Consider the following 14,080-nt stretch of genomic DNA (forward strand, 5'->3'; position numbering starts at 1 on the left):
CCGATGTCGGCCACCAGACTTCCTACGCTTGATGAACCCAAAGCCGGGCGACTGACGATCCAGTACGCGCCCGTCGCCGAAACAGGCGTGGACGAAAACCCGCCCCGGTTCACGTGGATTCCTGTGGTGGACGAAGACAGCAAATACGTGCTGCGTCTATCCGCCGATCCGACGTTCCCGAAGGGTAAGACGCAGGTCTATGAAGGTCTGCCACTGAATTTCTTTACGCCTGACCACGTTCTGGACCCGGGTGATTATCACTGGTCCTATGCCACATGGGATGCCGAGACCGGCGCACCATCCAGCGACTGGAGCAGTACGCGCAGCTTTACCGTGCCCAAGGGGCTGGCGGGGACGTCCCTGCCCGCGCGCGCCGAACGCCTTTCGAACGTGGCGACGGACCATCCGCGCCTGTGGATGACATCCGACCGGTTGGAGGCGTTCAAGACCGCCGTCGCGGCGGACCCGGATCATTGCACATGGTCCGCGTTCTATGAAAAATCCGTCCTGCCGTGGATGGACCGCGACATCATTCGCGAACCGGCAGGCTATCCCAACCATCAGCGGACTGCACCGGTCTGGCGGCAGACCTATATCGACCGGCAAGAGGTCTGGTATGCGATCCGCCATCTTGCCATCGGCGGCAAAGTCACGGACGACGCGGCGCTGACCGCCCGCGCCAAGGAATGGTTGCTCGAGGCCGCAAGCTGGGACCCGATGGGTGTCACGTCGCGCGCCTATACGGATGAATGGGCCTACCGCGTGTGCAACGCGCTGACCTGGGGCTATGATTGGCTCTACGACGACCTCTCCGAGGATGAGCGTGTGACGGTCCGCGCAGCATTGCTCGAACGGACCCGCGACATCGCCGACCACGCGATCCTGAACGCGAAAATCCATCTCTTTCCCTATGACAGCCACGCCGTGCGGTCGGTGTCGTCCTGTATCATCCCGGCCTGCATCGCGTTGCTGCATGATGACGACACCGGCCAGGCAGAGGAATGGCTGAACTACGGGATCGAGTTTCTCTACACGGTTTATTCGCCCTGGGGCGACGCAGAGGGGGGCTGGGCCGAAGGTCCGCACTACTGGATGACGGGCATTTCCTATCTGCTGGATGCCGCCAACTGGCTGAAATCCTATACTGGTCTCAACATCTATGATCGGCCCTTCTTTCAGAACACCGCCGACTTCCCGCTGTTCACCAAGGCGCCGAACACCCGCCGCGCGACCTTTGGCGACGACAGTACCATGGGCGATCTGACCTGCATCAAGATCGGCATGAACCTGCGCCAGTTCGGGGGTGTGACCGGCAACGGTGCCTATCAGTGGTATTGCGATGAAAATCATCGCCTGAACCCGGGTACCGAGGGCGATTTTTATAATTGGGGCTGGTGGGATACCCGGTTCGACGAACTGGCGTTCCGTACAGATTGGCCGACGGTCGAGGCAACGCCGCCCGAAAGCGGCTTTCGCCACTTCAAGGGCGTCGGATGGGTCGGCGTTCAACACGCGATGGCGGACCCGGATGAACACATCCAATTCGTCTTCAAATCCTCCCCCTACGGCTCGATCAGTCACAGCCACGGTGATCAGAACGCGTTCTGCATGGCAGCCTATGGCGAGGATCAGGCGATCCAGTCTGGCTATTACGTCGCCTTCAATTCCTCGATGCATCAGAAATGGCGGCGTCAGACACGCTCCAAAAACGCGATCCTGATCAACGGCAAGGGGCAGTATGCCGGCAAGGACAAAGCCAAGGCGCTGGCGTCGAACGGCCGCATCGTCGCCGCCGAACAGCGCGATGACCACATTTATATCTGCGGCGATGCCACACCAGCCTACCAAAGCCTGTCGCCCGAGGTCACGCTGGCCGAGCGCGAGGTTTACTTCGTGCGCAACTCCTACTTCGTGATCGTCGACAAGGTCGACGCGGACAGCCCCGTCACGCTCGACTGGCTGCTGCACGCCAACGAACCGTTCGAGCTTGGCAAGTCATCGTTCCGCAACACGCAGACGCGGTCCGGCTTCTACGGTCAGGTGGTCTGGTCGGAAAGCGGCAAGGCGCAGATCAGCCAAAAGACCGAATTCACCGATGTGGACCCGGACGACTATAAAGGCCTGCCCGTCAGCACCTGCCTGACAGCCCACTACCCAGCCGCAACCCGACACCGCATCGCGACGCTTCTGGTGCCCTACCGGCTGGATGCTCCGAAACGGATTTTCAACTTCATGGACGATCAGGGCTATGACGCTGATCTTTATTTCACCGATCCCGATGAACACACCTTCAAGGTCGTGATGAAAAAACTGGCAAATAGCTAAGGCACGCGGAGACACCGATGACTGTCAAGAATTACTTCCCCGAAAGCGACAACAGGCTTGAGACCGTGGCCGATGGCCTGTCGCGCAAGGTCTGCGCCCACAACGACAACCTGATGGTGGTCGAGGTTCATTTCGAGGCCGGCGTGACCGCGCCCCTGCACCATCATGTCCACGAACAGATCACCTATGTGATGTCGGGCAGGTTCGAATTCAGCGTCGGCGGCAAGAGTTATGTCGTGGGCGCGGGCGACAGCCTTTACAAGCAGCCCGATATCGAACACGGCGCAACCTGCCTGGAGGCCGGCACGCTGCTTGATGTCTTTACACCGCGCCGCGAAGACTTCCTGTGATCGCCATGATCCCCCACATACCGGAGACGATATCATGACCAAACCCGTTATCGGCTTTATCGGCCTTGGACTTATGGGCGGCAACATGGTCGAAAATCTCCAGACGCGGGGGTTCAGGGTTGTCGTGATGGGCCGCAAACGCGATGCGGTCGAAGCGGTTCTGGCCCGTGGCAACGCCAGTGAGGCGGCAACCCCGCGCGCGGTGGCAGAGGCCAGCGATATCGTGATGCTCTGCGTGACCACGTCCGATGTCGTCGAAAGCCTTGTCTATGGTGACGACGGTATCTTTGCGGGGATCAGGGAAGGTGCCGTGCTCATCGACTTCGGCACGTCGATCCCGGCCTCCACCCGCAAGATCGGTGCGGACCTCGCCGACAAGGGCGCGGGCATGATCGACGCTCCGCTCGGGCGCACGCCCGCGCACGCCAGGGACGGATTGCTGAACATCATGGCGGCGGGCGACAGGGCCACCTTCGACAAGGTGAAACCGGTGCTGGACGAACAGGGCGAAAATGTCTTCTATTTGGGCGCGCTCGGCGCGGGCCACGTCACGAAACTGATCAACAATTACATCGGCATGACCACTGTCTGCGCCATGTCGCAGGCTTTCGCTGTGGCCGACCGCGCGGGCGTCGACCGCCAGCAGCTCTATGACATCATGTCTGCCGGGCCGTCCAATTCTCCTTTCATGGGCTTCTGCAGGAACTATGCCGTCGACGGGGTCAGCGACCTGGGGTTCACGATCAACAATGCCAGCAAGGATCTTCGTTATTTCCTCGCCATGGCCGAGGATGTGGGCACCCGCGCGCAAATCGCCGAAGGTACCTCTCACAATCTGGTAGCGGCCGTGGACGCAGGTCTGGGCGATGGCAACGTGCCCGAGATTTTCGACTATTTCATGAAACTCGAACGCTGACGCCACGGTCCCGCCAGCACTGGCCACAACAGGAAGGACACCCATGAAACTTGCAGGAAAGACCGCCATCGTGACCGGCGGTGGCCGGGACATCGGGGCCGCTGTCGCCAGAAAGCTCGCAGCAGAAGGGGCCAGTGTCGCGATCAGCTATTTCGAAAGCTCGAAAGGGGCCGACAGCGTCGTGGCCGACATCACAGGCGCGGGTGGCAAGGCTGTCGCCGTGCAGGCCGACCTGAACACCCAGGCGGGAGTCGATGCGCTGGTCGGCGCTGCCGTGGACAACTTCGGCGGCGTGGACGTGCTGGTGAACAACGCGGGCGGCCTGATCGCGCGCAAGACGATTGCCGAAATGGACCTGGCCCATTGGAACAGCGTGATGACGCTGAACCTGACCAGCACATTCATGATGACCAAGACCTGCCTTGCGCATATGACCACGGGCGCCATCGTCAATATCGCCTCGCAGGCGGGCCGGGATGGCGGCGGGCCCGGTGCCGTGGCCTATGCCACGTCCAAGGGCGCGGTGATGACCATGACACGCGGTCTGGCCAAGGAACTTGGCCCCGACATCCGTGTCAACGCGCTGTGCCCCGGTATGATCGACACCGATTTCCACAACATCCACACGCCCGATGCGGGCCGTCGCGGGTTCGAGGCGAACGCCCCGCTGAAGCGGCAGGGCCATGTGGACGACGCCGCCAACCTCGTCCTCTTCCTTGCCTGCGACGACAGCGCCTTTATCACTGGTGCCAATATCGACATCAACGGCGGTATGTTGTTTTCGTAGAAAGGAAGCGCCATGCGCGTTCTTGCGATTGGCGAATGTATGGCCGAGCTGGCCCCCGGCGACGGGGACGGCGAATTTCGTCTGGGTTTCGCGGGCGACACGTTCAATACCGCATGGTATTTGGCGCGCTGTTCGCCGCAATGTGCGGTGTCCTACCTGACCGCTGTGGGGGACGATGCAATTTCCGACAAGATGCGTGCCTTCATGCGCGACAGCGGTGTCAGCGATCGTTTCGTGCAGGTGGCCGCGGGCAAGACCGTGGGTCTTTACCTGATTTCGCTGGATCAAGGCGAGCGCAGCTTTTCCTATTGGCGCGGCCAGTCGGCGGCGCGCTCCCTTGCCGATGACCCAGCGACGCTGGACGCGGCGATGGCGACCGCCGACCTGATCTACTTCTCGGGGATCACGCTTGCCATTCTCGCACCGGCACGGCGGACGGACCTGCTGCTTGCGTTGGGGCAAGCGCGGGCCGCAGGAAAGACCATCGCTTTCGATCCCAACCTGCGCCCGAAACTCTGGGCGTCCGGGGCCGAAATGATGGCCGCGATCATGGACGGTGCCGCCGTCAGCGACCTTGTCCTGCCCTCGTTCGAGGATGAGGCGGACTGGTTCGCCGACGCCAGCCCGCGGGCCACGGCAGAACGCTATATTGCAACGGGTGCGGTAACGGTGGTCGTCAAGAACGGCGCGGGTGCGGTGCTTTATGCCGAAGGGTCTGCCGTCGACGAGTTTCCCGTCGACGTCCTGTCCAGTGTAACCGACACGACCGCCGCCGGTGACAGTTTCAATGCGGGCCTGTTTGCGGGCCACGCCGCAGGGCTGCCTCTGCCCGACGGGATCGCCTATGCCTGCGCGCTGTCGCGCGAGGTCGTGCAGCACAAGGGCGCCCTGATCGACGCGCCCTTGCCCGCCTTACCGAAAAGGTAACCAAGACATGCCCAACCCAGCCGATCCGGCAACGATTGCCCTTGCCCCCGACACGCTGGATCACCTGCGCGCCGCCAGTACGGCAAGCGTCGCTACGCTTCTGTTCAGACGCGGCTATCAGAATGCCTATGTGCAGGGCGTCCTGCCTTTGGGTGGCGATGCCGCTACGATGGTCGGCCCCGCCTACACCCTGCGCTATATTCCGACACGCCCGGACACCGATCCGCTGGACGCGTTTCGCGAGCCCGACCACCCCCAGCGCGTCGCGGTCGAAAGCTGTCCCGCGAGCGCGGTGCTGGTGATGGATTGTCGCGGCGATGCATCTGCCGCCTCCGCCGGGTCGATCCTGCTGACCCGGTGTCAGATACGCGGCGTGGCAGGTGTGGTCAGCGACGGTGGCATTCGCGATGCGGCGGGGGCCGCGGCTTTGGATATGCCCGTCTTCGCGGCCAAACCCTCGGCCCCGACGAACCTGACAAAACATCACGCGGTCGATATCGGCCTGCCCATCGCCTGCGGCGGTGTGGCGGTCTATCCCGGTGACATCCTGCTGGGTGATGCCGACGGGGTCATGGTGATCCCGCGCCATCTGGTGGACGAGATCGCTTTGGAGACCGTCGAAATGGAACAGTTCGAGGCCTTCGTGCTGGAACAGGTCAAAGGCGGCGCGTCGATCCGCGGCCTTTATCCACCGACGGATCCCGAAATACTGCGGCGCTACGAAACCTGGAAAACCAGCCGCGACGGAGACACCTGATGCGCGAGACCTGGCGCTGGTTCGGAGAGTTCGATCCGATCGCATTGAGCGAGGTCGCCCAGACCGGCGCGCAGGGAATCGTCAGCGCCCTGCACGCCATCCCCTATGGCGCGGTCTGGTCGCAAGACACCATCGCTGCACGCCGTGGCGAGATCGAAGCTGCGGGATTTACATGGGATGTGGTCGAAAGCCTGCCGGTCCACGAGGACATCAAGCGTGGCACCGGGGACCTGAACCGACTGTTTGCGAACTACCGCAATTCGCTCGCCAACCTTGCCCGCGAAGGGATCAAGACCGTTTGCTACAACTTCATGCCGGTGCTGGACTGGACCCGCACCGACCTCGCCCATCCTGTCGCGCGTGGCGGCACCTGCCTGCACTTCTCGGCAGCGAAAATGGCCGCGTTCGAATGTCACATGCTGGGGCGGGATGCGGCCCGCGAAGACTATACGCCGGAAGCGGTCGCCGCAGGCGATATCTGGTACCGCAACAGCGACGCGGCGGAACAGGCAGCACTGCTCCAGTCCGTCATGGCCGGCCTGCCCGGTGCGGTGGACCGATACGATATCGCGGGGCTGCGCGGTGTTCTCGATACCTACGCGGGGCTGACCCACGACGATCTGCGCGCCAACCTCAAGCGCTTCCTGACAGAGGTGGTACCAACCGCAACAGAGCTTGGCATCGACCTCTGCATCCATCCCGACGACCCGCCGCAGGACATTCTGGGGCTACCGCGCATCGTATCAAATGCGCAGGACATCGACTGGATCATGAGCGCGGTCGACGCGCCCGCCAACGGCCTGACGCTGTGCACCGGGTCGTTGGGTGCCGCGACCGGCAATGACCTGCCCGTCATCGCACGCACCTTCGGGGATCGCATCCACTTCGTGCACCTGCGCAATGTCACGAAATCGCCCGACGGGTCGTTCAGCGAAAGCGCCCACCTCAACGGTGATCTCGATCTGGTCGCGGTCATTCGCGCCCTACTGCAGGCCGAGTCCCGCCGCAGCGTCGATCTGCCCTTCCGGGCCGATCACGGTCATGCGTTGCTGTCCGACGTCGACCGCGCGGTGCAACCGGGCTACACCCTGATCGGGCGGTTGCGCGGGCTGGCCGAACTGCGCGGGATCATCACCGCGCTGTCCTGACCCCGCCTAGCCGCCAAGCAGGTTCGGCAATGTCATCGAAATCGCAGGCACGAAGGTGATCAGCATCAGTGCGACGAAAATCGCCAGATAGAACGGCCAGATCGTACGGACAGCCTTCTCCATCGGCAGCTTACCCACCGCACACCCCACAAAAAGACAGGACCCCACCGGCGGCGTGCACAGCCCAAGGCCAAGGTTCACCAGCAGGATCATTCCGAACTGCACCGGGTCGATGCCCAACGCCTGCGCCACAGGCAGGAAAATCGGCGTGCAGATCAGGATCAGTGCGGCCATGTCCATGATCATGCCCAAAAGCAAAAGCACGGCGTTGATCATCAGCAGGATCAGGATCGGATTGTCCGTGATACCCGTCAGCAGCGTGACCATCTTGGTGGGCACGCGGTAGTAGGTCAGCATGTAGGCGAATGCCGCCGCACAGGCGATCAGGATCATCACCATCGCCGTGGTCTTGACTGACTGGTTGACCGCGATCTTGAAATTGGCCCATGTGATCGACCGGTAAACGATCAACGTCACGAGGAAGGCGTAGATCACCCCGAAGGCACCGGATTCCGTCACCGTAAAGACGCCTGACAGCACCCCGCCCACAATGATGACGGCGGTCAGCAAACCGGGGATCGCGCCGATGAATGCGAACGTCAGGGCGGTCCAGCCGGGGAACTGCTCGGCCCGGTAGCCGCGTTTCACGGCGACGATATAGGCGGCGGCGGCAAGGCAGACGCACATCAATATGCCGGGCACGACACCCGCCAGAAACAGCTTGGAAATTGAAACCGCCCCGCCTGCGGCGATGGCATAGATGATCATGTTGTGGCTGGGCGGAATGATGATGCCCGCGATGGATGACGTGACCGTGACGTTGACGGCATAGTCAGGATCGTAGCCCTTGTCCTTCATCACCGGGATCAGGATCGACCCGAGCGCTGAAATATCCGCAATGGCAGAGCCGGAGATGCCGCCGAACAGCATCGACGACAGCACGTTCACGATCCCCAGACCACCCCGCACGGCGCCCACGGCCGCCTGCGCGAACCGCACAAGCCTGATCGCGATCCCGCCATGGAACATCAGCTCGCCCGCAAAAATGAAGAACGGAATGGCGAGCAGTGAAAAGACGTTGATGCCGGAAATGATCCGCTGAAAACCGATCATCAGCGGCAGGCCCTCGAACCAGAACGCCGCGATGGCCGATATCCCCAAGGCAAAGGCGACAGGCGTGCCGAAGGCCACACACAGCGCGAAGACACCCAGAAGCAATGCAAGTCCCATGATGTCCCGGCCCTATTCGATGCTGTCGGTGCGGGTGTCACGCCCGATCAGGTGGCGAACCAGATGGCCCAGCGAAAAGACAAGGATCATACCGCCGCAAATCGTCAGCGGCAGCGACCGTAACCCTTCGGGCCACTGGATCAACGGGATCAGCGAGTTCCACTTGAACATCGTCAGCTGCCCGCCATACCACAGCATCAGACCGCCGAAGAGCGCCAGCAACAGATCGGAGGTGACGACCATCATGGACCGCAATTTCGTCGACACCATCTTGCGCAGCACGACCACCGAAAGATGGGTATTCTCGTAGACGCCGATGCCCGCACCCAGAAACGCGATCAGCATGACCAAAAGCAGCGACAGCGGGTCGACCCATGTCGGTGTGTCGTTCAGGACGTAGCGACCGAACACCTGATAGCCCAGCAAGAGCGTCATCGCGACGAGGGCGACCCCCGTAATGATCCGGCACAGGGCGACGATCGCGCGAAACACGCTGTCGATTGGTCCCAGTCCCGTCTGTCGTTCCGGTGCGTCGCTCATGTCTTGCGGTCCCCTTGCGCAAAATGCGCCCGGCGGGTTCGCCGGACGCATGGTCGATGTGATGGCGGTCCGATCACTCGGTGGCGCGGGCCATTTCAACCAGTTCCGACATATCCGGATTTGCGGCCAGATAATCGGCATAGACCGGTGCCATGGCATCCTGGAACGGCGTCTTGTCGGCGATCTCGTTGATCTCGACACCGGCAGCCGTCACCGCCTCGCGGGCGGCCTCGGTCTGCTCGGCCCAGAGTTCGCGCTGGTAGACAGCGGCCTCTTCGGCGGCTTCCACGACGGCTGCCTGCATATCCTCGGACAGCGCGTCGAACTTGGCCGTGTTCACGCAGATGCATTCGGGGATGATCAGGTGCTCGGACAGGGAATAGTAGCCTGCGACCTCGAAGTGGCCGACAGACTGAAACGACGGCAGGTTGTTTTCCGCACCGTCCACAACACCCGTGCTCAGCGACTGATACACTTCCGAGAACGCCATCGGTGTGCCGTTGCCGCCCATGGCGTTGACCATGCCCGTGAACAGGTCGTTGTTCATCACGCGGATTTTCATCCCGGCCACGTCATCGGGCGAATTGATCGGGCCGGTGTTGTTATAGAACGACCGTGCGCCCGCGTCGAACCAGCTGATCGGCAGAATACCCGCCTCGCCCATGGCGTCGGACACGCGCTCGCCAGCCGGGCCGTCCATCACGCGGAACATATGATCCACATCACGGAAGATGAACGGCAGCGATACCAGATTCGCCTCTTTCACGATCGGACCGATGGGACCGAGGTTGAAGTTGCCCACGTCGATGGCGCCAAGCTGCACCTGCTCAAGCGCGTCGGGCTGGCTGCCCAGAACGCCGCCATGGAAGACCTCGACGGTGATTTCGCCGCCTGTCTTGTCGGCGACAAGCTCGGCAAAGCGATCCATCGCTGCCGTGTTCGGGTGGCCATCGTTATGGATGTTCCACGCGCGCCATTCCTCGGCGACCGCCGTCGATGCGACAAGGGCAAGTGCGGTTGCAGTGCCCAGAATTGTTCTTGAAAGTGTCTGATACATTGATCTTTCCCTGAGTTCAGAATTTTTGCCGTGTCAGGCTGCGCCACCGCCCGGAAGCGTCATCCGGCAACGCCGGTCTATTGTGCGCAGACCGCACCAAGGACCATCGGTCTGCCGGACCTCCCCCCAAAATGATCTGCGCGACGACAGCGCCTCCACGCGCCTTCGGTGAACCATGATCGGCCGTTTCGACCCGGTCGGATATCTGCGGCCCTGACCAATATGGAGACTAGTATCCCAGAATTGTCAAGGGCGTTGTCGTTGTCACTTTCCGTCCTCTGAATTAGAGATCGGGGTGCGTGTCTTGACGATTGCGCGCATCGACGCTGGCCCCTGCGCTGCAAAAAAAGGGAAAATAGATGTCAGATACCACGGCCCTCGCCGAGTCCAGATCAACCGCAGACGTGGTGTTCGAGCGGCTGCAAGAGGATATCGTGACCCTCAGCGTCCTGCCCGGTGCAAAGATTTCCGAGGCCGACATCGCGCGGCGATTCGGGGTTTCGCGCCAGCCGGTCCGTGATGCCTTCCGACGCCTGCGCGCACTGAAACTTCTCGATATCCGACCGCAGCGGGCGACGGTAGTGCGGCGCTTTTCCCTCGACGAGATCGCCAACACGCGGTTCCTGCGCCTGGCGGTCGAACTGGAGGTGATGGAACGCGCCTGTGCCTGCTGGGACCAGACCCGCGCCGCCGCCCTTGCGGCAAACCTCGCGGATCAGGCCGCTGCACTCGCCAAAGGCAAGATCGACCGCTTCCACGATCTGGACTACGGGTTTCACGAGACGATCTGCCGCCTGTCGGGATGGCCCATGGCGTTCGAGACGATCAACCGGTGCAAGCGCGCGGTCGACCGCCTGTGCGTACTCAGCCTGTCGGATCACGAGGATGTGGCGGAGGTGCTGGACGATCATCGCGCCATCGCAGACGCCTTGTCCTGCCGTCATGTGGCCGATGCCCGTGACCTCGTCCGGGCGCATGTCGGCCGGTTGGACAAGACCATTTCGGACATACACGAGGCCCACGCCAGCTACTTTGAATGACACCGCCCTTCCGGGGCCAACCGATAGACAGGACAGAAACGACATGACAGATCGCAAACCGCGCGTCGGCGCTCCCATTACTCCGATGCAACTGGCCGCCGTCGGGTCGCCCGGCACACGAACCGTCGGCGGGCCATCCGACAGATGGACCATGTTGTTCGTCTATCGCGGGCGTCATTGCCCCCGCTGCAAACGGTTTCTGAACAAGCTGAACGCCGCCCTGCCCGACTGGACGGCGCATATGGATGTGGTCGTCGTCTCGGCGGATACAGCGGCCAAAGCACGGGCCGATCTGGATGAATTCGGCTGGACCTTCGATCTTTGCCACGGGCTGACAGAGGATCAGATGCGCGTCCTCGGCCTCTATATTTCCGCCCCCCTGTCGGAGGCGGAGACCGATACAAACTTCGCCGAACCCGGGGCATTCGCGATCCGGCCCGACGGCACGCTGATGCTTGTCGATATCTCGAACGGCCCCGCCGCACGCCCTGATCTGGACGAACTTCTCGACGGGATGGTCTTCAACATCACGAACGACAGACCGGTCCGCGGAACCGTCTAAACCGGGGTGGCATCGGCATTTGACAGAACTAGTATACTAGAATATCTTTCCCCTGAGAAGGGTCAGCTGTTGGCGTTTCACACCTGAACAAACGCATCTGACCAAGGGGGACGCGATGCCAGTGCTTGACCGTGATCGCCTATTCCCGCTCGATGCGACGGCGCGCAAGATCGCCCGCGATCTGTTCGAAGACGTGGCCGACCTGCCGATTGTCAGCCCTCATGGTCACACAGACCCCGCGTGGTTTGCCCACGACAAATCCTTTGTCGATCCCGCACAGCTGTTCATCACGCCCGATCACTACGTTTTCCGGATGCTGTTCTCGCAGGGCGTGCAACTGGAAGACCTTGGCGTTCTCCGCAGGGACGGTGCCCCGGTCCAGACCGACAGCCGCGCGATCTGGCGCATCTTCGCCAAGAATTACATCCTGTTTCGCGCGACACCATCGCAACTCTGGATCGACCACGCATTGGCGGATGTATTCGGGGTTGATGAACCGCTGAACGCAGACACTGCAGATGCGATCCACGATCACGTTGCCGCCTGCCTGACCGATCCGGCCTATCGCCCGCGCGCCCTGTTCGACCGCTTCGGCATCGCGGCACTGGCGACCACCGACGGGGCGCTTGACCCACTTGATCATCACCGGAAAATCGCGCAGTCAGACTGGGCGGGCCGCGTCATTCCGACCTATCGTCCAGACGCCGTGATCGATCCGGATGCGCCGGACTTCGCGGCCAATGTCGTCAGGCTGGGCGCGTTGACGGACCGGGACACGCAGTCATGGGCCGGGTATCTGGACGCACACCGGGTCCGGCGCGCCTTTTTCAAATCCCGCGGGGCCACCGCCACCGATCATGGCCATCCGACGCCGATGACGGCGGACCTCTCCCTCGCTGAGGCCGAAACCCTGTTCGGCAAGATCATCGCGGGCAATGCCGATGCCGCTGACCGCGCCCTGTTTCGCGCCCAGATGCTGACCGAAATGGCGGGGATGAGTGTCGAAGACGGGCTAGTCATGCAACTGCACCCCGGCGCGCATCGCAACCATGCGGCGCATATTTTCGACACCTATGGCCCGGACAAGGGGTTCGACATCCCCGTAGCGGTCGACTACGCGACGGCGTTGAAGCCCCTGCTGAACAGGCACGGCCTGAACCCTGATCTGACCCTGATCGTCTTCACGCTGGACGAAACCACCTATGCCCGCGAACTGGCACCGCTTGCAGGCGTCTATCCGGCGCTGAAACTCGGCCCCGCGTGGTGGTTCTTCGACAGTCCGGAAGGCATGCGCCGCTACCGCGAGGCGACGACCGAAACCGCAGGTTTCTACAATACGGTGGGCTTCAACGACGATACCCGCGCCTTCTGTTCGATCCCCGCCCGCCACGATGTCGCGCGCCGCGTCGACTGCGCCTATCTCGCCACGCTTGTCGCCACCGGACGGCTGGCCCGCGCGGATGCGACCGAAGTCGCGCATGACCTTGCCTATCGTCTGGCCAAACGGGCCTACAAACTCTGAACTTCCAACGTCAAAGGACACGACATGACCCTCAAGACCGAAACCCGCTACGCCATCGACCCTGAAACGGCCAAGACGCTCGATACCGACGGGCTCCGCGGTCATTTCCACAAGGACGGGTTGTTTGCCGAGGGCGAGATCAATCTGGTCTATTCCCACTACGACCGCCTGATCCTCGGCTCCGCCGTGCCCGGCAAGGGGTCGCTGACGCTCGACCACATGGCAGAGACAGGCACACCGGGGTTCCTGGACCGCCGCGAGATGGGCGTGCTGAACATCGGCGGGACCGGCACGGTCGCGGTCGACGGTGATACCCATACGCTTGAGAACGGCGAACTGCTTTACATCGGCATGGGTGCCGGTCCCGTTACATTTTCCGGCAAGGGCCGGTTCTACATCACCTCGTCGCCCGCGCACCGCACCTGCCCCACAAAGCTCATCAAGCTCGGCGATGCGCGCCGGGTCGAATTGGGCAGCCGGGAGACCGCGAACGAACGTGTCATCATCCAGTTCCTGCACCCCGAGGTCTGCGAGACATGCCAGCTTTTGATGGGCTACACCCAGTTCGAACCGGGAAGCCTGTGGAACACGATGCCCGCGCACCTGCATGACCGCCGGATGGAGGCCTATCTCTACTTCAACCTGCCGGACGACGCGCGGGTGTTTCATTTCATGGGAAAACCCGAGGAAACCCGCCATCTCGTCTTGGCCAACGAAGAGGTCGCAATCTCGCCGCCATGGTCGATTCACTCCGGCGCGGGAACGGCCGCCTATACGTTCTGCTGGACGATGGCGGGCGACAATGTCGACTTCGGCGATATGGACATGGTGCCGATGGGCGATCTGCGTTGACAGGCAG

The 14,080-nt window shown here is 62.3% G+C and carries 14 protein-coding genes; 11 read left to right on the plus strand and 3 right to left on the minus strand.

Annotated elements, in window-relative coordinates; translation table 11 throughout:
• Positions 1–3 precede the first annotated feature (3 nt).
• The 7 genes from AC04PH_RS11800 to uxuA are packed head-to-tail and all read left to right on the plus strand — an operon-like array spanning position 4 to position 7,210.
• Entirely contained in the window at positions 4–2,325 is a 2,322-nt protein-coding gene (locus AC04PH_RS11800) for a DUF4962 domain-containing protein (RefSeq protein ID WP_483065932.1), read from the plus strand.
• Between the two features lie 17 nt (positions 2,326–2,342).
• A complete protein-coding gene (locus tag AC04PH_RS11805) occupies positions 2,343–2,675 on the plus strand; it encodes a cupin domain-containing protein (RefSeq protein ID WP_483065933.1) in 333 nt (110 codons plus the stop codon).
• Entirely contained in the window at positions 2,641–3,591 is a 951-nt protein-coding gene (locus AC04PH_RS11810) for an NAD(P)-dependent oxidoreductase (protein ID WP_483065934.1), read from the plus strand. Before AC04PH_RS11805 ends, AC04PH_RS11810 begins: the two co-directional genes overlap by 35 nt.
• 43 nt (positions 3,592–3,634) lie before the next feature.
• A complete protein-coding gene (locus tag AC04PH_RS11815; RefSeq protein WP_483065935.1) occupies positions 3,635–4,378 on the plus strand; it encodes an SDR family NAD(P)-dependent oxidoreductase in 744 nt (247 codons plus the stop codon).
• A gap of 12 nt (positions 4,379–4,390) precedes the next feature.
• Entirely contained in the window at positions 4,391–5,305 is a 915-nt protein-coding gene (locus AC04PH_RS11820) for a sugar kinase (protein WP_483065936.1), read from the plus strand.
• A gap of 7 nt (positions 5,306–5,312) precedes the next feature.
• Positions 5,313–6,062 carry a ribonuclease activity regulator RraA gene (locus AC04PH_RS11825; protein WP_483065937.1) on the plus strand — a complete coding sequence of 250 codons (750 nt, stop codon included), beginning with the start codon at positions 5,313–5,315 and terminating at the stop codon, positions 6,060–6,062.
• Positions 6,062–7,210 carry a mannonate dehydratase gene (gene uxuA / locus AC04PH_RS11830; protein WP_483065938.1) on the plus strand — a complete coding sequence of 383 codons (1,149 nt, stop codon included), beginning with the start codon at positions 6,062–6,064 and terminating at the stop codon, positions 7,208–7,210. The genes AC04PH_RS11825 and uxuA overlap by 1 nt, the downstream gene beginning before the upstream one ends.
• A gap of 6 nt (positions 7,211–7,216) precedes the next feature.
• Here uxuA and AC04PH_RS11835 read toward each other — a convergent pair whose 3' ends face one another.
• The 3 genes from AC04PH_RS11835 to AC04PH_RS11845 all read right to left on the minus strand — a co-directional run bounded on the left by AC04PH_RS11835 (position 7,217) and on the right by AC04PH_RS11845 (position 10,097).
• Positions 7,217–8,500, minus strand: coding sequence for a TRAP transporter large permease (locus AC04PH_RS11835; protein ID WP_483065939.1), 1,284 nt, complete (start codon positions 8,498–8,500; stop codon positions 7,217–7,219).
• Between the two features lie 12 nt (positions 8,501–8,512).
• Entirely contained in the window at positions 8,513–9,040 is a 528-nt protein-coding gene (locus AC04PH_RS11840; protein WP_483065940.1) for a TRAP transporter small permease, read from the minus strand.
• Between the two features lie 73 nt (positions 9,041–9,113).
• Positions 9,114–10,097, minus strand: coding sequence for a TRAP transporter substrate-binding protein (locus AC04PH_RS11845; RefSeq protein WP_483065941.1), 984 nt, complete (start codon positions 10,095–10,097; stop codon positions 9,114–9,116).
• A 359-nt stretch (positions 10,098–10,456) separates the two neighbouring features.
• On the opposite strand from AC04PH_RS11845, the gene AC04PH_RS11850 reads away from it, so the two are divergent.
• The 4 genes from AC04PH_RS11850 (at position 10,457) to kduI (ending at position 14,073) form a co-directional block, all read left to right on the plus strand.
• Complete coding sequence (locus tag AC04PH_RS11850; protein ID WP_483065942.1) at positions 10,457–11,137, plus strand: GntR family transcriptional regulator; 681 nt, start codon at positions 10,457–10,459, stop codon at positions 11,135–11,137.
• Between the two features lie 43 nt (positions 11,138–11,180).
• Positions 11,181–11,699 (plus strand): redoxin domain-containing protein, encoded by a 519-nt coding sequence (locus tag AC04PH_RS11855; RefSeq protein WP_483065943.1) that lies wholly within the window; start codon positions 11,181–11,183, stop codon positions 11,697–11,699.
• 115 nt (positions 11,700–11,814) lie between these two features.
• On the plus strand, positions 11,815–13,221 hold the full coding sequence (gene uxaC, locus AC04PH_RS11860) for a glucuronate isomerase (RefSeq protein ID WP_483065944.1): 1,407 nt from the start codon (positions 11,815–11,817) through the stop codon (positions 13,219–13,221).
• A gap of 24 nt (positions 13,222–13,245) precedes the next feature.
• Complete coding sequence (gene kduI / locus AC04PH_RS11865; protein WP_483065946.1) at positions 13,246–14,073, plus strand: 5-dehydro-4-deoxy-D-glucuronate isomerase; 828 nt, start codon at positions 13,246–13,248, stop codon at positions 14,071–14,073.
• Positions 14,074–14,080: the final 7 nt, after the last annotated feature.

It is taken from the genome of Yoonia sp. KMU-150, assembly GCF_056858355.1.